The sequence below is a fragment of the Streptomyces seoulensis genome, from assembly GCF_022846655.1.
Taxonomy (GTDB): domain Bacteria; phylum Actinomycetota; class Actinomycetes; order Streptomycetales; family Streptomycetaceae; genus Streptomyces.
Window position 1 is genome coordinate 708,495 of sequence record NZ_AP025667.1, and the last position, 19,621, is coordinate 728,115.

Here is a 19,621-nt window from a genome sequence, read left to right on the forward strand (position 1 = left end):
CCTCCTTCCAGGAGATGTGGGCCGAGCTGTCGCCCGTCGGGCGCAGCCCCGCCTCCGGCGGCTACCGCCGCTACGCCTGGACCGGGGCCGACGCCGAGTGCCGGGACTGGTTCCGGGGGCAGGCCGAGGCCCGCGGACTGGTCTACGAGGTCGACCGGAACGGGAACCAGTGGGCCTGGCTCGGGGACCCCGCCGACGGGGACGCCGTCGTCACCGGGTCGCACCTCGACTCCGTGCCCGACGGCGGTGCCTTCGACGGCCCCCTGGGGGTCGTCTCCGCCTTCGCCGCGCTGGACGAACTCCGGCTCAGGGGAGTCCCGTCCGGCCGCCCCCTCGGCATCGTCAACTTCGGTGACGAGGAGGGCGCCCGCTTCGGGCTCGCCTGCGTCGGCTCCCGGCTCGCCGCCGGACAGCTCACCGTGGAGCAGGCCCACCTCCTCACCGACGGGGACGGGATCACCCTGCCCGAGGCGATGGAGGCCGCCGGGTACGACCCCGACGCCATCGGCGCCGACCCCGGACGCCTCTCCCGCATCGGCGCCTTCGTGGAGCTGCACGTGGAGCAGGGCCGCGCGCTGGACCTCTCCGGAGACCAGGTCGGCATCGCCAGCTCCATCTGGCCGCACGGGCGTTGGCGGTTCGACTTCCGCGGCGAGGCCAACCACGCGGGCACCACCCGGCTCGCGGACCGGCGTGACCCGATGCCGGCGTATGCCGAGACCGTGCTGGCCGCCCGCCGGGAGGCCGAACTCGCCGGTGCCGTGGCCACCTTCGGCAAGATCTCCGTGGAACCCAACGGGGTCAACGCCATCCCCTCCCTGGTGCGCGGCTGGCTGGACTCCCGCGCCTCCGGCCAGGAGGCACTGGACACGGTTCTCGACGGCATCACGCGTGCCGCCCGGGAGTACGCGGACGCCCACGGCATCGACCTGGACGTGGTCCGGGAGTCCTTCACCCCGGTCGTGGAGTTCGACCACGCCCTGCGCGACGAGCTGGGCCGCGTCCTGGGCCGGGACGCCGGACTGAAGGTGCCCGTGCTGGGCACCGGCGCCGGGCACGACGCCGGGATTCTGTCGGGGAGCGTGCCGACCGCCATGCTGTTCGTGCGCAACCCCACCGGTGTCTCGCACTCCCCGGCCGAGTCCGCGACCGAGGACGACTGCGTGGCCGGGGTGCGCGCCCTCGCCGACGTACTGGAAGGACTGACCCGCAGGTGACCCAGGGAACCTACTGGTTGGAACACGCCTGGCTCGGCGCGAACGTCGAGCCAGGCGTGCTCGTCGAGGTCGCGGGCGGCCGCATCACCGCCGTCCGCACCGGCACCCCCGCCCCGCCGCCCGGCGCCGAGATCCTGCGCGGCCTCACCCTGCCGGGCCTCGCCAACGCCCACAGCCATGCCTTCCACCGGGCCCTGCGCGGCACGGTCCAGGTCGGCTCCGGGACCTTCTGGACCTGGCGCGAGGTCATGTACTCCGTGGCCGACCGGCTGACCCCGGAGACCTACCACGCCCTCGCCCGCGCGGTGTACGCCGAGATGGCCCTCGCCGGGATCACCTGCGTAGGAGAGTTCCACTACCTCCACCACGCCCCCGGCGGCACCCGCTACGCCGATCCCAACGCCATGGGCGAGGCCCTGATCGCGGCCGCCGCCGAGGCCGGCATCCGCATCACCCTCCTCGACACCGCCTACCTCTCCGCCGGATTCGGGGAGCCTCCCAGCGCCCATCAGCTCCGCTTCTCCGACGGCACCGCGGACGCCTGGGCCGAACGCTGTTCAGTTCTCAAGGAACAGGACCACGCGCGGATCGGCGCGGCCGTCCACTCCGTACGGGCCGTCCCCGCCGCCCAGTTGGCGACCGTCGCGGGCTGGGCCCAGGAGCGGCGGGCCCCGCTGCACGTCCACCTCTCCGAGCAGACCGCCGAGAACGACGCCTGCCTCGCCGCGCACGGCGTCACCCCGGCCCGGCTGCTCGCCGACCACGGCGTGCTCGGACCGCGCACCACCGGGGTGCACAACACCCACCTCACCGGCGAGGACATCGCCCTGCTCGGCGGCTCGGGCACCGGCACCTGCATGTGCCCCACCACCGAACGCGACCTGGCCGACGGCATCGGCCCCGCCGTCAACCTCCAGAGCGCGGGCTCCCCGCTCTCCCTCGGCTCCGACAGCCACGCCGTCATCGACCTGCTCGAAGAGGCGCGCGCGATGGAGCTGGACGAGCGGCTGCGCACCCGCACACGGGGGCACTGGACGGCCGCCGCGCTGCTGCGCGCCGCCACCGAGGACGGGCACGCCGCGCTCGGCTGGCAGGAGGCGGGCGCCATCGAGCCCGGACGCCTGGCCGACCTCACCACCATCGCGCTGGACTCGGTCAGGACGGCCGGGCCGCCGCCCCGGCTCGGCGCCGAGACGGCGGTATTCGCGGCGAGCGCGGCGGACGTCCGGCACACGGTCGTGGGCGGCCGCCAGGTCGTACGGGACGGGGCGCACACGCTCGTGCCCGACGTGCCGTCGGCCCTGGCCCACGCGATCGGCGCCCTGCGCGACTGACCCCCACCGGCACCCCTGAGGACACCGAGAACACCATGAGCAGCAGCACCGTCATCACCAACATCGCCACGCTGGTCACCAACGACCCCTCCCTCGGTGACGCTTCCCCTCTCGGGCTGATCCAGGACGCGGCCCTGGTCATCGACGGCGAACGCGTCGTGTGGGCCGGTGAGTCAAGGAAAGCACCCGCCACCGACAATCGCATCGACGCCGGTGGAAAAGCGGTCATGCCGGGCTTCGTGGACTCCCACTCGCACCTGGTCTTCGCGGGCGACCGCACGGCCGAGTTCAACGCCCGCATGTCCGGCCGCGCCTACAGCGCGGGCGGCATCCGCACCACGGTCGCCGCCACCCGCGCCGCCTCCGACGCGGAGCTGGAGGCGGGCCTCGCGCGCCATCTGGCCGAGGCGCTGCGCCAGGGCACCACCATGATGGAGACCAAGTCCGGCTACGGACTCACCGTCGAGGACGAGTCCCGCGCCCTGCGCATCGCCGCCGCCCACACCGACGAGGTGACCTACCTCGGCGCGCACATCGTCGCCCCCGAACTCGCCGGGGACCCGGCCGCGTACGTCGCCCTGGTGACCGGCGAGATGCTGGACGCCTGCGCCCCGCACGCCCGTTGGATCGACGTGTTCTGCGAGAAGGGCGCCTTCGACGGCGACCAGGCCCGCGCGATCCTCACCGCCGGCCGCGCCAGGGGCCTGCACCCCCGCGTCCACGCCAACCAGCTCTCGTACGGCCCCGGCGTCCAGTTGGCCGTGGAACTGGACGCGGCCAGCGCCGACCACTGCACCCACCTCACGGACGCCGACGTGGACGCGCTGGCCAACAGCGGCACGGTCGCCACGCTGCTGCCCGGCGCCGAGTTCTCCACCCGCGCCGAGTGGCCGGACGCGCGCCGGCTGCTGGACGCGGGGGCCACGGTGGCGCTGTCCACGGACTGCAACCCCGGCTCGTCGTACACCTCGTCCGTGCCGTTCTGCATCGCGCTGGCGGTGCGGGACATGGGGATGACCCCGGACGAGGCCGTGTGGGCCGCCACGGCGGGCGGGGCGGCCGCGCTGCGCCGCACCGACGTGGGGCGGCTGGCGCCCGGCAGCCGGGCCGACCTGGTGCTGCTGGACGCTCCGAGCCATGTCCACCTGGCCTACCGGCCCGGCGTCCCGCTGGTCGAAGGGGTGTGGCGGCGCGGCGTCCGGGTGGTCTGACCCGGCCCGCCGGCCCCCTCCTCGTCAGCGGGCCCCCGCCCGCCACCGCTGCTCCCGGCCGCCGTTCAGCGGCCGCAGCTCCACCCCGCCACCGCCGTCGGGTACCACGGCCGTCTCGATGGCGATCTCCGGCCGGACGGTGCCGTCGGGGTCGACCGTGAAGCGGAGGTTCTGCCCGTTGCGGCCGTGGACCGAGTCGCACGGCCAGATGCCCACGCCCCGGTCGGCCTCGCCTCGGCTGTCCAGGCAGAAGTCGGAGTCGGCTGCCGAGCGGACGACCTTCAAGCCGCTGTCGACGCTCCAGCGTTGGGTCGGGGAGGAGGTGCAGGGAGCGGTGATGACGTCGGTTCCCTTGTCGAAGTCGCCGTCGCGGACGTCCAGGCACGCCCCGGTGGCCAGGTTCACCACCTGGGCGTGGGCGGCACCCGGAGGTATGGGCGTGGGTGTGGGGGAAGGGCTGTGCTCGCGGCGGGTCGGTAAGGGTGCCGGGCGGTGTGAAGTCCTGTCCGGAACCGGGGACTTGGTCGTGCGGGAGGGGGTGGGGGAGACCGCGGGCGAGGGGGAGGACGTCGCCGTGACCGTCACCCGCGGGGGTGCGGGGGCCGCCACCGGCAGGCCGGGGGAGTCGTCCGGACGTACGAGCAGGAACACCACGAGCGAGACCAGCGCCACCCCCAGGGCCACCGAGGCCGGCAGATAGCGGCGCCGCGGCGGCCGGTTCCGGCGCGGTGCGGGCTCGTCGGGCGCCGGGGCCGGACCGTCTCGGTGGACGTACGCCGTGCCACCCCAGGGGAGCAGCCCCTCCACGAGGGTCTGCCGCGGGGCGTCCCGCAGCGCGCCCAGATCCTCGAACGCGGCCGTGCAGCAGGTGCACCGGGCCTTGTGCGCGTCCAGGTCGACGCTGCGGCGGGGCCCCTTTGGCCGTACCGCCTCCTCGATCAGCCGGCGGAAGTCGGCGCAGCGCGGATCGTCGGACGCGGCCAGCCGGTGTCGCAGGCACGCCTGGGCCAGCGCCGTCACGGCTCGCGGGGTGCCGTGGGCGACATCCGCGGGACCGAGGCCGAGGTAGGCGGCGGTCCGGTCCTGGGCCTCCTCCTCCAGGACGCCGTACCAGAGCAGGCCCTGGTCGCGGGAGGCGAGCGACTGGAACGCCGGGAGCAGGGGCGGCGTCGGACCGTCGGGCAGGCCGCCGGAGTTGAGCACCAGCAGCAGGCCGGGGTCCAGGCCCGCCGCCCGCTCGTCACGGGCCCAGGACGCCGCGGCGCGACCCGCCAGGAGCAGCAGGTGGTGGCGCAGCGGCACGTTCGGCTCGATGCCGCGCGCCGTGTCGCGGACGGCCACGGTGAGGGCCTCCGCGGCCAGCCGCCGGGCGGCGGACTCGCCGGTGGTGCACAGGCGGGCGTAGGCGAGGACCGCCGGCTGGTGGCGGCGGCGCAACTCCTGCAGCGCCGGGTACGCCGTCGGGGTCGGGGTGCGCAGCAGCTCGGTGAGCCGCGTGTCCGGCGCCTCCTGGACATCCTCGTCCGGCTCGGCCGGGTCGCCCTGAGCCATGCGCGCGCCCTCCGTCACCACTGGGGGTTCTGACATACCAGTCAGTCGGGTGGCCCATGGTGCTGGAGGGGCGCGGTCCGGGAAAGGGGTTACTTCAGGTAACCCGCATCGGTCCGCGCATCGGTTCGCGCATCGGCGGCACGGAAGAGGCGGCCCGGCACCGTCTGCCGAGCCGCCTCACGCGTGCGGGAGAGAACCGCCTTCCGGCGGTGCCCACCGTCACTCGTCCAGCGTCAGTCCCTTGCGCAGCCGCGTCAACGTGCGCGACAGCAGCCGCGAGACATGCATCTGGGAGATGCCGAGCTCCTCGCCGATCTCCGACTGGGTCAGGCCCGCCACGAAGCGCAGGGAGAGGATCTTCCGGTCGCGGGGCGCCAGTTCGGCGATGAGCGGCTTCAACGACTCGACGTACTCGATGCCTTCGAGCCCGTGGTCCTCGTAGCCGATGCGGTCCGCGAGGGCGCCCTCGGTGTCGTCCTCGGCGGGCTGGGCGTCCAGCGAGGAGGCGGTGTAGGCGTTCGAGGCCGCCATGCCCTCGACGACCTCCTCGTGGGAGAGCCCGAGCCGCTCGGCCAGTTCCGCGACGGTGGGGGCGCGGTCCAGTCGCTGGGCCAGCTCGTCCCCGGCCTTGGCCAGGTCGAGCCGCAGCTCCTGCAGGCGGCGCGGGACGCGCACGGACCACGAGGTGTCACGGAAGAAGCGCTTGATCTCGCCGATGATGGTCGGCATGGCGAAGGTGGGGAACTCCACGCCGCGCGACATCTCGAAGCGGTCGATCGCCTTGATCAGACCGACGGTGCCGACCTGGACGATGTCCTCCATCGGCTCGCTGCGGGAGCGGAAACGCGAGGCGGCGAACTTGACGAGCGCCAGATTCAGTTCGACGAGGGTGTTACGGACGTACGAGTACTCGTACGTGCCCTCCTCCAGCGACTCCAGGCGCTCGAAGAGCGTCTTGGACAGCGCTCGCGCGTCCACCGGGCCGACCTCGTCGAAGGGCGGGATCTCGGGGAGCCCCGCCAGGGGGTCGAGAGGGGTGATGGTGTGGTCCAGCTTTTCCGGTGGGGGTGTCGACGTCGCTTTGTGGGTAGGCGATGCGTCGAGCCGGGGTGACATGGGTGTCCTCCATCGTTCTCGGCATATGGCTGCCGAAGCCAATTACGTGCACTGCGGAGTGCGGCGCCTCCAAAGCCGGCGTGTAGGGGTGTGTGTCGTACTAGCCCTACCTGCTTCGGTGAGCTGGTCGCAAGTGTCGTATGTGGCGATATGCCCGATTTTGGTGGGTTGTTCGGGTGTCGAAGTGTGGCTGGAAGGCGTAATGTTCGAGGGCATCAGCAGCCAAGACCTCGGGAGAGAGACGGCATGGACCACGGGACGGTCGGCAGCGCACAGTCGGGCCGGCTTCTGGTGGAGGTGCGGGAAGAGGGTTCCAGCGCCGTAGTGACGCCGGCCGGTGAACTCGATCACCACACCGCCGATCTACTGCGCGAGCCGCTCGACGACCTCCTTGAGAAGGGCTTCTCACGACTCGTCGTGGACTGCTCGCGGCTGGAGTTCTGCGACTCCACGGGACTGAACGTCCTGCTGGGGGCCCGCCTGAAGGCGGACGCCGCCGGCGGCGGAGTGCACCTCGCGGGCATGCTGCCCGTAGTCGCGCGCGTGTTCGAGATCACGGGAGCCGAGGCGGTCTTCACCGTCCACGACTCCGTGGAAGCGGCCCTCTCGGGCGAGACCGGCTGATCGAGCCTGTGCGCCCCCTCTCGTCCGGTGCTCCCGAGCGCCGTACGAACGCGGGGGTGTTCCGGGGGATCAGTCGGGCAGGAGACACTCTGAAACCTTTCGGCAGCCCCGCCGCCGAACCCGATCCGGGAACCGGAGAAGGGGCCCGGCGCGACGTAAGAGGCGAGGGGCGGACCGCTGGAGGGTGACGGAGCAGCACGCGGACACCGGACGGACGGTGAACCGGCCGTCCGGGACCGAAACGGAGTCGGACTTTTGGAATCGTGTACTGGTGGATCGGTGAGGTGAAGCGCTGATGAGCACCACCCGGCCCTACTCGCCGGGCGACGGTGGCCCGGAGCCGAGCGGCGCTTCCGGCATGCCCGAAGGAGAAGCGCCGGCGGACGGCGCGGCGGCCATGAGCGCCGCCGCCCCCGCCGTGCCCTCCGACGGCGCGCCGGAGGCGTGGGGACGGCAGGTCCGCAGGCTGAGCCTGGACGGCGAGAGCGGGGTGGTCCCGATGGCCCGTGACTTCACCCGCCAGGCGCTGTACGCGTGGGGGTGGCTGCCCGCCTCCGGCGCCGAGCAGCGGGCCGCCGCCGAGGACGTGCTCCTCGTCGTCTCGGAGCTGGTCACCAACGCCTGCCTGCACGCCGGAGGACCGGACGAGCTGTTCCTGTCCTGCGACCGGAAGGTGATCCGGCTCGAGGTCACCGACCGCGGCACCGGCCAGCCCGCGCCCCGTACCCCGCACCAGGCGGGCCGCCCCGGCGGCCACGGCATGTTCATCGTCCAGCGCCTCAGCCTGGACTGGGGTGTCGTACGCACCCCCGACCAGACGGGCAAGACGGTCTGGGCGGAGCTGGGCGCCCCGGCCTGAGGCACGGGCCGGCGCGCGGCTCGCGGCGGCCCGTCCGCCGGGACCACGAGAAGCCATATACGGCGAAGGCCGCCGCACCCCGAGGGTGCGGCGGCCTTCGCCGTCGTGTACTGCCTGACTCAGGTGACGTCGCCCATCAGCGACTTGACCTTCCGGCGGTACATCCACACCGCGAATCCGGCGAGGGCCGCGAGGATGGCCTCGCCGAGGACGGCACCCGTGCCGCCGAGGTCCACACCGGCGATGGCCGGGTTGGAGAGCAGGCTGGTGATGGAGTCGCCGGCCGTGACCGCGAGGAACCACACGCCCATCATCTGGCTGGCGTACTTGGCCGGGGCCATCTTCGTCGTCACCGACAGACCCACCGGCGACAGGCACAGCTCGCCGACGGTCTGGATGAAGTAGATGCCGACCAGCCACATCGGGCTCACGGCGGTGCCGTTCGCCGCCATGCCGAGCGGGACCAGGAAGAAGAAGAACGAGACACCGATCAGGACCAGACCCATCGAGAACTTCACGATGGTGCTGGGCTCCTTGCCCTTGCGGTTCAGCCACACCCACACGAAGGCGAACACCGGGGCCAGCGCCATGATGAACAGCGCGTTCACCGACTGGTACCAGGACGAGGGGAAGTCGAAGCCGAACATCATGTTCGACGCCTTGCCCTCACCGAAGGCCTGGACCGTGGAGGCGCCCTGGTCGTAGATCATCCAGAAGACGGCGGCCGCGACGAAGAACCAGATGTAGCCGGTCATCTTGGACTGCTCGACGGGCGAGAGTTCCTTGTCGCGCTTGATGCGCAGCAGCACGCCCGCGGGGATGACCAGACCGATGATCGTCAGCGGGATCATCGCCCAGTTCATCGTGAAGTGGCCGGTGCCACCGACGATGGCGTAGAAGACGACCGCGCCCAGCAGCCAGGCCAGACCCTTGCGCAGCCAGGTGGTCCGCTCCTCGGTGCTGAGCGGCTTCGGGACGACGCTGCTGACCGGGTTCAGGTTCCGGGTGCCGAGCATGAACGACGCGAGGCCGATGGCCATGCCGACCGCGGCCAGGCCGAAGCCGAGGTGCCAGTTGACCTCCTGGCCGACCGTGCCGATCACCAGCGGAGCGAAGAAGGCACCCATGTTGATGCCCATGTAGAAGATCGTGAAGCCACCGTCACGGCGCGGGTCGTCCGGGCCGTCGTACAGGTGGCCGACCATCGTGGAGATGTTGGCCTTGAGCAGACCCGAACCGGCGGCGACGAGCGCGAGACCGGCGAAGAACGGGGCCTGACCGCCCGGCAGCGCCAGCACGAGGTGGCCGCACATGATGGTCACGGCCGCGATGGCCACCGTCTTGCGCGGACCCCAGACCCGGTCGCCGAGCCAGCCGCCGGGCATGGCGAGCAGGTACACCATCGCCGAGTAGACGGAGACGATCACCGTGGTGGTGGCCACGTCCATCGCCAGGCCGCCGCCCATGCTGCCCTTGCCCGCACCGGGGCCGCCGGAGAGCAGGTACACGGTGAGCAGGGCCTTCATGCCGTAGTAGGAGAACCGCTCCCACATCTCGGTCATGAAGAGAGTGGCCAAGCCGCGGGGGTGGCCGAAGAAGGTCTTCCCGGAACCCGGAGACTCCGGGCGGACCGAGTCCTTCGTCAGGCTGGACGCCATGGTCGTTCCTTGCTGGTCGGGACGCGCGATGGAGCGCTGCGCGCCCGGTGGGGGTGCGGCCGGCACCGGCAGGGTCGGACATCCACCCCCACGCCCGGGGGGTCCCGCATCCTGGTGGAGCGGTGGACGGCGACCACCGGGATCCACGCCCCGGACGCGTCAATGCGTGCGGAGCCCGGCCAGAGGTCATTCCTTTCGAGGCTGATCTTCGTCAGCCCGCACATAAAGGGAGACCCTCGGCGTCATGTGCCCGCCAAAAGGTCCCCGATGTGCTACAGGCGTTCAGGTCACCATACGGCAGGGCACTGCCGGATATGGAAGGACTTGAGACACGGATCACAAGGTCCAGGGGAACCGCGCGACCTGATTCCAAGGTCTCTTCCACGATCGCATCCCACCGGCAATGGTTTGTACCAGCAGGGTACAAAGGTAAGAGCACTGCTGCCGACCACACCCCGGTCCCACGCGCGGGCGGTCTACCATCAGCTCATGACCCGTGTACTGCTCGCCGAGGACGACGCGTCCATCTCGGAGCCGCTGGCCCGCGCTCTGCGCCGGGAAGGTTACGAGGTCGAGGTGCGCGAGGACGGCCCCAGCGCGCTCGACGCCGGACTGCAGGGCGGCGTCGACCTCGTCGTGCTGGACCTGGGCCTGCCCGGCATGGACGGCCTGGAGGTCGCCCGCCGACTGCGTGCCGACGGCCACACCGTGCCGATCCTGATCCTGACCGCGCGGGCCGACGAGGTGGACACCGTCGTCGGGCTCGACGCGGGCGCCGACGACTACGTCACCAAGCCCTTCCGCCTCGCCGAGCTGCTGGCCCGCGTCCGGGCCCTGCTGCGGCGCGGCTCGGCCGAGCCCCAGCAGCCGCCGGCCACGCACGGTGTGCGGATCGACGTCGAGTCGCACCGCGCCTGGATGGGCGAGGAGGAGCTCCAGCTCACGGCCAAGGAGTTCGACCTGCTGCGGGTGCTGGTGCGGGACGCGGGGCGGGTCGTCACGCGTGACCAGCTCATGCGGGAGGTCTGGGACACGACGTGGTGGTCCTCCACCAAGACGCTGGACATGCACATCTCGTGGCTCCGCAAGAAGCTCGGGGACGACGCGGCGAACCCTCGGTACATCGCCACGGTGCGCGGCGTGGGCTTCAGGTTCGAGAAGAGCTGAGCTTCGCCCACCGGGGAGGGCCGCAGGTGCGTCGGCGGCTGACCCCGCGGCGCGGCCTTTCGCGCAGTTCCCCGCGCCCCTTCGGGGCGCTGCCCCGGGCCGGGGGACACTAGGGCTCTCAGTCTTCCCGGAGGGACCCCGTGCGTCGTCGTCTTATTCAGTCCACGCTCGCCGTCGTGCTGGTGGTAATCGCCGTGTTCGGGGTCTCGCTGGTGATCGTGGAGACGCGGACGATCAGCAACAGCGCCCAGGAGCGGGTCGAGTCCGAGGCGGTCCGGCTGGCCAGCATCGTGGACAGCCGCATCCTCGCCGCCGAGAACGTGAACGCCGACGTGCTGCGCAATCCGGTCAGCAAGGACCAGTACGCGGTGATCCGGATGCCCGGCCGGACGCCGATCGAGATCGGCAGCAAGCCCGAGGGCGACGTCATCCACTCCACGCAGCACGGCGAGGAGGGCGAGACGGTCACCGTGCAGGAGCCCCGCTCCGCCGTGACCCGTGAGGTCGGCCGCACGCTGCTGATCATCGGCCTGGTCGCCCTGCTCGCCGTGATCGCCGCCGTCCTGCTCGCCGTACGCCAGGCCAACCGGCTCGCCTCCCCGCTCACCGACCTCGCCGAGACCGCCGAACGCCTCGGCTCGGGCGACCCCCGCCCCCGCCACAAGCGGTACTCCGTCCCCGAGCTGGACCGCGTCGCCGACGTGCTGGACTCCTCCGCCGAGCGCATCGGCCGGATGCTGACCGCCGAACGGCGCCTGGCCGCCGACGCCTCGCACCAGCTCCGGACGCCGCTGACCGCGCTGTCGATGCGCCTGGAGGAGATCACGCTCACCGACGACCCGGAGACGGTGAAGGAGGAGGCCACCATCGCGCTGGCGCAGGTGGAGCGGCTCACCGACGTGGTCGAGCGGCTGCTGACCAACTCGCGCGACCCCCGTACCGGCTCCGCCGTCACCTTCGACCTCGACGAGGTCATCCAGCAGCAGCTCGCCGAGTGGCGCCCCGCCTACCGCAGCGCGGGCCGGGCCATCGTCAGCTCCGGCAAGCGGCACCTCACGGCGGTCGGCACGCCCGGCGCCGTCGCGCAGGTGCTGGCGGCGCTGATCGAGAACTCGCTGATGCACGGCGGCGGCACCGTGGCCCTGCGCACCCGGGTCACCGGCAACCAGGCCGTGATCGAGGTCACCGACGAGGGCCCCGGAGTCCCGGCCGATCTCGGCGCACGGATCTTCGAGCGGACCATCAGCGGCCGCAACTCCACCGGCATCGGCCTCGCCGTCGCCCGCGACCTCGCCGAGGCCGACGGCGGACGGCTGGAGCTGCTTCAGACCCACCCGCCGGTGTTCGGGCTGTTCCTCTCCCGTACGGCCCCCGCCCACAAGGGCGCGCAGTCAACGGTCCGCTAGCGGACCCGCTCGGAGTTCTCCGGGTTCTCCGGCTGGTGCCGGGCCACCGGCTCCTTGCCCGCTTCACCGGGCAGCGCACGGAACACCCAGGTCCGGTACGACCAGAAGCGGAACAGCGTCGCGACGCCGATGCCGACGAACTTGAAGACGTTGCTCTGCAGCGGGGTGTCCCAGCCGAACCCGTAGGTGGCGAGGTACAGCACCCCGTTCTCGATCACCAGGCCGATCGCGCTGAACACCAGGAACAGCATCAGCTCGCGCGGGCGCCCGCCCTTGTCGCGGTCCCGGTACGTCCAGTAGCGGAAGCCCAGGTAGTTGAAGACGATGGCCACGATCGTGGCGATGATGCTGGCCCGCACCACGGGCAGGTGGGACGTGTGCCGGACCAGGTTGAACACACCGAGGTTGACCAGGACCCCGGCTCCTCCGACCGCGCCGAACTTGGCCACCTCACGGGCGAGCCGTTGCAGCCCCGAGGAACGACGTTCCATGGCTGTGCAGCTCCCGTCCATAGGTTCTTCTCGGCCCGGCCATGCTATCCACGCGATCCCTCCTATGCCCGCGTACCCGGCCCCGGTGTGGAAACGGGTCGGCAAGAGGCAGGCAAGGGCCGGGTAAGAGATGCGCGCCGGGCGGTCCGGGGATCGGCCGTCCGGGCCGGTCCCGGCGGCCGATACGCTAGGGGGGTGACGTTCCCGGTAGTCGGCATGGTCGGCGGGGGGCAGCTCGCGCGTATGACGCACGAGGCGGGCATCCCGTTGGGCATCAGGTTCAAGCTCCTCAGTGACACTCCCCAGGATTCCGCGGCGCAGGTCGTGAGCGAAGTCGTCATCGGCGACTACCGCGACCTCGACACGCTGCGTGAGTTCGCGCGCGGCTGTGACGTGATCACCTTCGATCACGAGCACGTGCCGACCGAGCATCTCAAGGCACTGGAGGCGGACGGCATCCCCGTCCGGCCAGGGCCCGACGCGCTCGTGCACGCCCAGGACAAGGGCGTGATGCGCGCGAAGCTCACGGAGATCGGCGTGCCCTGTCCGCGACACCGCATCGTGCGCGATCCGGCCGACGTGGCCGCCTTCGCGGCCGAGGGCGACGGCTTCCCCGTCGTCCTCAAGACCGTGCGCGGCGGCTACGACGGCAAGGGCGTGTGGGTCGTCGACTCCGAGGCGGAGGCCGCCGAGCCGTTCCGGGCGGGCGTCCCGGTGCTGGCCGAGGAGAAGGTCGACTACGTCCGCGAGCTGGCCGCCAACGTCGTACGCTCCCCGCACGGCCAGGCCGTCGCCTACCCGGTGGTGGAGTCCCGGCAGGTCGCCGGCGTGTGCGACACCGTGATCGCGCCCGCGCCCGACCTGGACGAGTCCCTCGCGCTGCACGCCGAGCAGATGGCGCTGAACATCGCCAAGGAACTCGGCGTCGTCGGCCACCTCGCGGTCGAGCTGTTCGAGACCCGTGACGGCCGTGTCCTCGTCAACGAGCTGGCGATGCGCCCGCACAACTCCGGCCACTGGTCGATGGACGGCGCGATCACCTCGCAGTTCGCCAACCACGTCCGCGCGGTCCTCGACCTCCCCCTCGGCGACCCGCGCCCCCGCGCGCCCTGGACGGTCATGGTCAACGTCCTCGGCGGCGACTACCCGGACATGTACTCCGCTTACCTGCACTGCATGGCTCGCGACCCCCAGCTCAAGATCCACATGTATGGCAAGGACGTGAAGCCCGGCCGCAAGGTGGGGCACGTCAACACGTACGGCGATGACCTGGACGACGTGCTGGAGCGCGCCCGTCACGCAGCCGGCTACCTGAGAGGCACGATCACCGAATGAGCCCCGTTGTTGGCATCGTCATGGGGTCGGACTCCGACTGGCCCGTCATGGAGGCCGCCGCCAAGGCCCTTGACGAGTTCGAGATCCCCTACGAGGTGGACGTCGTCTCCGCGCACCGGATGCCGCGCGAGATGGTCGCGTACGGGGAGCATGCCGCCGAGCGCGGGCTGAAGGCGATCATCGCGGGCGCGGGCGGCGCCGCCCACCTGCCCGGCATGCTCGCCTCGGTGACGCCGCTGCCGGTCATCGGCGTGCCGGTGCCGCTGAAGTACCTGGACGGCATGGACTCGCTGCTGTCGATCGTGCAGATGCCGGCCGGGGTGCCGGTCGCCACCGTCTCCGTCGGCGGTGCCCGCAACGCCGGTCTGCTGGCCGCCCGGATGCTCGCCGCGCACGACGAGGACCTCCTCCAGCGCATGCGCGACTTCCAGCAGGAGCTGAACGACCAGGCCACGGAGAAGGGCAAGCGCCTCCGCTCCAAGGTCGAGGGTTCGGCCGGCTTCGGATTCGGGAAGTAGACGCGGATGACCTTTTCGGACGAAGCCCGCGCGCTGCTGCGGGAGTTCCCCGTCGTCGACGGCCACAACGACCTGCCGTGGGCGCTGCGTGAGCAGGTCGCCTACGACCTCGGGGCGCGCGACATCTCCGCCCCGCAGGACGCCCATCTGCACACCGACCTGCCGCGCCTGCGGGAAGGCGGCGTGGGTGCGCAGTACTGGTCGGTGTACGTCCGCTCGGACCTGCCCGACGCGGTGCCCGCCACGCTGGAGCAGATCGACTGCGTGACGCGGCTGATCGAGCGGTACCCGGCCGAGCTGGCGCCCGCGCTGACGGCCGCCGACATGGAGGCGGCCCGCGCCTCCGGCCGGATCGCCTCGCTGATGGGCGCCGAGGGCGGCCACTCCATCGCCAACTCCCTCGGCACGCTGCGCGGCCTGTACGCGCTCGGTGTGCGGTACATGACGCTCACCCACAACGACAACGTGGACTGGGCGGACTCCGCGACCGACGCGCCGAAGGCGAACGGTCTGACGGCCTTCGGCCGCGAGGTCGTGCGGGAGATGAACCGGCTCGGCATGCTGGTCGACCTCTCCCACGTCGCGGCGACGACGATGCGGGACGCGCTGGACGCCACCTCGGCGCCGGTGATCTTCTCGCACTCCTCCTCGCGTGCCGTGTGCGACCACCCGCGCAACGTCCCGGACGACGTGCTGGAGCGGCTGCCCGCCAACGGCGGCATGGCGATGGTGACCTTCGTGCCGAAGTTCGTCCTCCAGGCCGCCGTGGACTGGACGGCGGCCGCCGACGACAACATGCGCGCGCACGGCCTGCACCACCTCGACACCACCGAGGAGGGCATGAAGGTCCACCGGGCCTTCGAGGAGCGCAACCCGCGCCCCGTCGCCACGGTCTCCACGGTCGCGGACCACCTCGACCACATGCGCGAGGTCGCCGGCATCGACCACCTCGGCATCGGCGGCGACTACGACGGCACCGCGTTCACCCCGGAGGGTCTGAACGACGTCTCCGGCTACCCGAACCTGATCGCGGAGCTCCTCGACCGGGGCTGGTCCAAGCCGGACCTCGCCAAGCTGACCTGGCAGAACGCGGTCCGCGTACTGGGCGCGGCCGAGGACGTCGCCCGCGACCTCCGCGCCACCCGCCCGGCCTCCCACGCGACGATCGAGTCGCTGGACGGCTAGTCGACGAGGGCGGGGTAGTCGGTGTAGCCGTCGGCCCCGCCCACGTACATCAGGTACCGCTCGCGGAGCGGGTTGAGCGGGGCTCCCCGGCGCAGGCGTTCGACCAGGTCCGGGTTGGAGATGAAGGGGCGCCCGAGGGCGACCAGGTCCGATCCGGAAGCCAGCATCTCCCGTGCCGCCCGTGTCACCGCCTCGGTGGTGAGGTCGGTCAGCACCGGGTTGCCGATCAGCGTGCCCGGCCAGTCGGCGCGCAGCCGCCGGTACAGCTCGTCGCCGGGTTCGGCACGCACCAGGTGCAGGTAGGCGAGGCCCAGGCCGCGCACGCGGTGCACGAGTGCCGGGTACAGGGTGCCGGTGTCGTCCTCCTGGATGCCGTTGACCGTGCCGCCCGGTGAGATCCGCAGACCCACCCGCTCGGCGCCGATCGCGTCGGCCACCGCCTCGGTCACCTCCGCGGTGAAGCGCACCCGGTGCTCGGGCGGGCCGCCGTAGCCGTCGGTACGGCGGTTGGTGTTGCCGGCGAGGAACTGGTGCAGCAGATGCCCGTTGGCCGAGTGCACCTCCACGCCCTCGAATCCGGCGTCGATCGCGCGCCGGGCGGCCGAGGCGAAGTCGGCGACCGTGGTCCGGATGTCGTCGGGCGTCATCTCGCGGGGCACGGGGGCGGGCAGGTGCCCCTGCCGCGTGAAGATCGTCTCCGGGAGCGGCACGGCGGACGGCGCCACGGGGGTGAGCCCCGTCGTCGCCGGGTGGCTGACCCGGCCGCCGTGCTGGAGCTGGAGGAACATGTGCCCGCCGGCGGCCCCCACGGCCTCGGTGATCTTGCGCCAGCCGTCGGTGTGCCGGTCGGTGTGGAGGGCGGTGATGTCCGGGTAGGTCTGGCCGACCGCGTTCGGCGTCGCGGCCTCGCCGATGATGAGGCCGGCGGAGGCGCGCTGGGCGTAGTAGTCGGCCATGAGCGGGGTCGGGGTGCCGTCCGCCTCCGCGCGGTTGCGGGTGAGCGGGGCCATCACCAGGTGGTGCGGGAGGGCGAGTTGGCCCAGCCGGGCCGGGGCCAGGAAGTCCGTCATGGCCGTACCGTAGAAGCTGACACCGGTGTCAGGTTCAAGCCCTGGGGAGGCGGATGTGCGGATCGGTGAGCTGGCCCGGCGGACCGGAGTGAGCGAGCGGTCGCTGCGCTATTACGAGAGCCACGGCCTGTTGTCGGCCGAGCGCACGGCCGGCGGCCACCGGGAGTACCCCGAGGCCGCCGTCGACCGTGTGGTCCGCATCCAGGAGCTCTACGCGGCCGGGCTGCACAGCGAGCGCATCCGCCATCTGCTGCCCTGCATGCGGGACCAGGACGGCGGCCCCTCGGAGCGGGCGACCCCGAGACTCCTGGCCGACCTCACCGAGGAACGCGCCCGCATCGACCGCCTGATCACCGACCTCCACCGCACCCGCGACACCCTGGACGGGGTCATCGAGGCGGCGGAGGGCGAGTGACCCCCTGGGAGTCCCGGTCTCAGGAAGCGCACAGGCAGAACGGGTGGCCTGCCGGGTCGGCGTAGACGCGCCAGGACCGGCCCGGGGCGTCGGTGTCCAGGGGCTTGGCGCCGAGGGCGAGGATCTGCCGCTCGGCCTCGTCGAGGTCGTCCACCGTGAGATCCAGGTGGAACTGCTGCGAGGCGTCCGCGGCGGGCCACTTCGGGGGGACGAAACCGGGGGCCTGCTGGAAGGCGACGGTCCGGCCGGTGGGGGTGTGCAGGTCCACCCAGCGGCCGTCCTGCTCCACTTCCACCGTGCCGCCCAGGACTCCGGCGTAGAAACGGGCCAGCGCCTCGGGGTCGGGACAGTCCAGGACGATCGCGCCCAGCTTGGCGAGTGCCATGACTTCCTCCTCGGTCGTTACTCGTAAATCTCTTCAACCGGTAACGGTTACCCCATGGTCCGGCATCGGGGGTAACGTCGCAAGCATGAGTGAGAGATCGGTCGCGCCAGGAGGTCTCGCCCTGGTGGAGTCCCTGGTCAACACCCTGGACATCGAGAGCGGCCGCGACACGCTGGACACGGCCGGGGGCCGCGCCGCGCTCGGGATCGGCGACGGCGAGCTGGACACCGCCCGCGCGCTGCGCGAGTCGCTGCGCGCCGCCCTCCTCGCGCACGCCGGGCACCCGCCCCACGACGAGGTCACCCCGCTCGGCGAGCTGCTGGCCCGGGCCCCGCTGTACGTCGCCGTCGACGACAGCGACGGCTCCGCCGCCCTCGCCCCGGCCGACACCGGCCCGCTGCTCTCCCGCGTGGCCGCCGCCGTCGCCGGGGCGCTGGTCGCGGGCACCTGGCAGCGGCTCAAGGCGTGCGAGGCGCCCACCTGCCACTGGGCCTACTACGACCGCAGCCCCGCCGGGCGGGGCCGCTGGTGCTCGATGCAGGTGTGCGGGGCGCGCGCGAAGATGCGCCGCTACCGCGCCAAGGACAGGTGAGCCAAGGACAGGTAAGGCGAGGGGGGTTCCCCGGTCGCCGTCCGGCCGGGTGGTGCACAATGCGCACAGACGCCGGTTCGGCCGACTGAGCCTCGGCCGAACCGGCGTCGCGGGAAAGAGGGTTACGCGGTCGGGCGGCCCATCGCCCGGTACGTCCAGCCGGCCGTGCGCCACGGCTCCGGGTCCAGCGCGTTGCGCCCGTCCAGCACCACCCGCGCCGCGGCGACCTCGCCCAGCTCCGCCGGGTCCAGCTCGCGGAACTCCCGCCACTCGGTCAGGTGCAGCACCACGTCGGCGCCGCGCACCGCGTCGCGCGCCGACTCGGCGTAGCCCAGCGTCGGGAACAGCCTGCGGGCGTTGTCCATGCCCTTCGGGTCGTACACCGTGACCTGGCCGCCCTGGAGGTGTATCTGGCCGGCGACGTTCAGCGCGGGCGAGTCCCGGACGTCGTCGGAGTCGGGCTTGAAGGTGGCGCCGAGCACCGCGACCCGCTTGCCGAGGAACGAGCCGCCGCCGAGCGCCTCACGGGCCATCTCCACCATCTGGCCGCGCCGGCGCATGTTGATGGAGTCGATCTCCCGCAGGAAGGTGAGCGCCTGGTCCGCGCCCAGCTCACCGGCGCGCGCCATGAAGGCGCGGATGTCCTTGGGTAGGCAGCCGCCGCCGAAGCCGATCCCGGCGCGCAGGAACTTCTTCCCGATCCGCTCGTCGTGCCCGATGGCCTCCGCGAGCTTCACCACGTCGCCGTCGGCGGCCTCGCACACCTCCGCCATCGCGTTGATGAAGGAGATCTTGGTGGCGAGGAAGGAGTTCGCTGCCGTCTTCACCAGCTCGGCGGTCGGGAAGTCGGTCACCACGAACGGGGTGCCCTCGCCGACCGGGGTGGCGTACACCTCGCGCAGCAGCTTCTCCGCCCGCTCCCCGCGCACGCCGACCACGATCCGGTCCGGGTGCAGGGTGTCCTTGACGGCGAAGCCCTCGCGCAGGAACTCCGGGTTCCACGCCAGCTCGGCGTCGGCCCCGGCGGGCGCGTGCTCGGCGAGGTAGGCGGCGAGTCGGTCGGCCGACCCGACCGGCACCGTCGACTTGCCGACCACCAGCGCAGGGCGCCGCAGATGCGGGGCGAGGGAGGCGATGGCCGAGTCGACATAGCTCATGTCGCAGGCGTACTCACCGTGCTTCTGCGGGGTGTTCACGCAGACGAAGTGGACGTCGCCGAACTCGGCGACCTCGGCGAAGTCGGTGGTGAAGCGCAGCCGGCCGGTCGAGCCCTCGATGCCCGCCACATGGGCGCGCAGCAGCTCGTCGAGTCCCGGCTCGTACATCGGGGTCTCGCCGCGCTCCAGCATCTCGATCTTCTCCGGGACCACGTCCAGCCCGAGGACCTCGAAGCCGAGTTCCGCCATGGCCGCGGCGTGTGTGGCGCCGAGATAGCCGGTGCCGATCACGGTGATCTTGAGGCTCATGGGTGCTCCAGGCGGGGTACG

19 protein-coding genes are annotated in these 19,621 nt (G+C 72.1%); 12 read left to right on the forward strand and 7 right to left on the reverse strand.

Annotated elements, in window-relative coordinates:
- Positions 1–14 precede the first annotated feature (14 nt).
- From HEK131_RS03360 to hutI, 3 genes are read left to right on the forward strand one after another with little or no spacing between them, the layout of a single operon-like run.
- The gene (locus HEK131_RS03360; protein WP_244451930.1) at positions 15–1,217 is read left to right on the forward strand and encodes an allantoate amidohydrolase; all 1,203 of its coding nucleotides are present in this window, start codon (positions 15–17) and stop codon (positions 1,215–1,217) included.
- Positions 1,214–2,551: a formimidoylglutamate deiminase gene (locus HEK131_RS03365; protein ID WP_244333609.1), complete on the forward strand. Its 1,338-nt coding sequence runs from the start codon at positions 1,214–1,216 to the stop codon at positions 2,549–2,551. The genes HEK131_RS03360 and HEK131_RS03365 overlap by 4 nt, the downstream gene beginning before the upstream one ends.
- Positions 2,552–2,586: 35 nt before the next feature.
- Complete coding sequence (hutI, locus tag HEK131_RS03370; protein WP_244333610.1) at positions 2,587–3,762, forward strand: imidazolonepropionase; 1,176 nt, start codon at positions 2,587–2,589, stop codon at positions 3,760–3,762.
- 24 nt (positions 3,763–3,786) lie between these two features.
- Here hutI and HEK131_RS03375 read toward each other — a convergent pair whose 3' ends face one another.
- Positions 3,787–5,313, reverse strand: a complete 1,527-nt coding sequence (locus HEK131_RS03375; RefSeq protein WP_244333611.1) for an RICIN domain-containing protein — start codon at positions 5,311–5,313, stop codon at positions 3,787–3,789.
- 219 nt (positions 5,314–5,532) lie between these two features.
- The gene (locus HEK131_RS03380; protein WP_217461981.1) at positions 5,533–6,429 is read right to left on the reverse strand and encodes an RNA polymerase sigma factor SigF; all 897 of its coding nucleotides are present in this window, start codon (positions 6,427–6,429) and stop codon (positions 5,533–5,535) included.
- 246 nt (positions 6,430–6,675) lie between these two features.
- Here HEK131_RS03380 and HEK131_RS03385 point away from each other — a divergent pair, with 246 nt between their 5' ends.
- Positions 6,676–7,053, forward strand: coding sequence for an STAS domain-containing protein (locus HEK131_RS03385; protein ID WP_161147969.1), 378 nt, complete (start codon positions 6,676–6,678; stop codon positions 7,051–7,053).
- A 295-nt stretch (positions 7,054–7,348) separates the two neighbouring features.
- Positions 7,349–7,912, forward strand: a complete 564-nt coding sequence (locus HEK131_RS03390) for an ATP-binding protein (protein WP_217461980.1) — start codon at positions 7,349–7,351, stop codon at positions 7,910–7,912.
- Positions 7,913–8,031: 119 nt separating this feature from the next.
- Here the strand turns inward: HEK131_RS03390 and HEK131_RS03395 are convergent, their stop codons facing one another.
- Positions 8,032–9,570, reverse strand: a complete 1,539-nt coding sequence (locus tag HEK131_RS03395; protein ID WP_217461979.1) for a peptide MFS transporter — start codon at positions 9,568–9,570, stop codon at positions 8,032–8,034.
- Positions 9,571–10,059: 489 nt separating this feature from the next.
- Between HEK131_RS03395 and HEK131_RS03400 the strand changes: the two genes are divergently transcribed.
- Together HEK131_RS03400 and HEK131_RS03405 are read left to right on the forward strand one after the other, a co-directional pair.
- Positions 10,060–10,737: a response regulator transcription factor gene (locus HEK131_RS03400; RefSeq protein WP_030814361.1), complete on the forward strand. Its 678-nt coding sequence runs from the start codon at positions 10,060–10,062 to the stop codon at positions 10,735–10,737.
- 140 nt (positions 10,738–10,877) lie between these two features.
- Positions 10,878–12,143 carry an ATP-binding protein gene (locus HEK131_RS03405; RefSeq protein ID WP_217461978.1) on the forward strand — a complete coding sequence of 422 codons (1,266 nt, stop codon included), beginning with the start codon at positions 10,878–10,880 and terminating at the stop codon, positions 12,141–12,143.
- Here the strand turns inward: HEK131_RS03405 and HEK131_RS03410 are convergent.
- Positions 12,140–12,634 carry a GtrA family protein gene (locus HEK131_RS03410; protein ID WP_217461977.1) on the reverse strand — a complete coding sequence of 165 codons (495 nt, stop codon included), beginning with the start codon at positions 12,632–12,634 and terminating at the stop codon, positions 12,140–12,142. The two genes, HEK131_RS03405 and HEK131_RS03410, sit on opposite strands and share 4 nt — an antisense overlap.
- Positions 12,635–12,829: 195 nt before the next feature.
- Here HEK131_RS03410 and HEK131_RS03415 point away from each other — a divergent pair, with 195 nt between their 5' ends.
- Genes HEK131_RS03415 through HEK131_RS03425 form a run of 3 tightly spaced genes read left to right on the forward strand, consistent with a single transcriptional unit; the run spans position 12,830 to position 15,672 of the window.
- On the forward strand, positions 12,830–13,969 hold the full coding sequence (locus tag HEK131_RS03415) for a 5-(carboxyamino)imidazole ribonucleotide synthase (RefSeq protein ID WP_244333612.1): 1,140 nt from the start codon (positions 12,830–12,832) through the stop codon (positions 13,967–13,969).
- Complete coding sequence (gene purE, locus HEK131_RS03420) at positions 13,966–14,487, forward strand: 5-(carboxyamino)imidazole ribonucleotide mutase (protein ID WP_217461975.1); 522 nt, start codon at positions 13,966–13,968, stop codon at positions 14,485–14,487. Before HEK131_RS03415 ends, purE begins: the two co-directional genes overlap by 4 nt.
- Positions 14,488–14,493: 6 nt before the next feature.
- Complete coding sequence (locus HEK131_RS03425; RefSeq protein ID WP_244333613.1) at positions 14,494–15,672, forward strand: dipeptidase; 1,179 nt, start codon at positions 14,494–14,496, stop codon at positions 15,670–15,672.
- Here the strand turns inward: HEK131_RS03425 and HEK131_RS03430 are convergent.
- Positions 15,669–16,742 (reverse strand): alkene reductase, encoded by a 1,074-nt coding sequence (locus HEK131_RS03430; protein WP_217461973.1) that lies wholly within the window; start codon positions 16,740–16,742, stop codon positions 15,669–15,671. The genes HEK131_RS03425 and HEK131_RS03430 overlap by 4 nt on opposite strands.
- Positions 16,743–16,797: 55 nt before the next feature.
- Between HEK131_RS03430 and HEK131_RS03435 the strand changes: the two genes are divergently transcribed.
- A complete protein-coding gene (locus HEK131_RS03435) occupies positions 16,798–17,157 on the forward strand; it encodes a MerR family transcriptional regulator (protein WP_217461972.1) in 360 nt (119 codons plus the stop codon).
- Positions 17,158–17,176: 19 nt separating this feature from the next.
- Here the strand turns inward: HEK131_RS03435 and HEK131_RS03440 are convergent, their stop codons facing one another.
- Positions 17,177–17,542: a VOC family protein gene (locus tag HEK131_RS03440; protein WP_244333614.1), complete on the reverse strand. Its 366-nt coding sequence runs from the start codon at positions 17,540–17,542 to the stop codon at positions 17,177–17,179.
- An 85-nt stretch (positions 17,543–17,627) separates the two neighbouring features.
- Between HEK131_RS03440 and HEK131_RS03445 the strand changes: the two genes are divergently transcribed.
- On the forward strand, positions 17,628–18,134 hold the full coding sequence (locus HEK131_RS03445; protein WP_244333615.1) for a CGNR zinc finger domain-containing protein: 507 nt from the start codon (positions 17,628–17,630) through the stop codon (positions 18,132–18,134).
- 122 nt (positions 18,135–18,256) lie between these two features.
- Here the strand turns inward: HEK131_RS03445 and HEK131_RS03450 are convergent, their stop codons facing one another.
- Positions 18,257–19,600, reverse strand: a complete 1,344-nt coding sequence (locus HEK131_RS03450; protein WP_244333616.1) for a UDP-glucose dehydrogenase family protein — start codon at positions 19,598–19,600, stop codon at positions 18,257–18,259.
- Positions 19,601–19,621 lie beyond the last annotated feature (21 nt).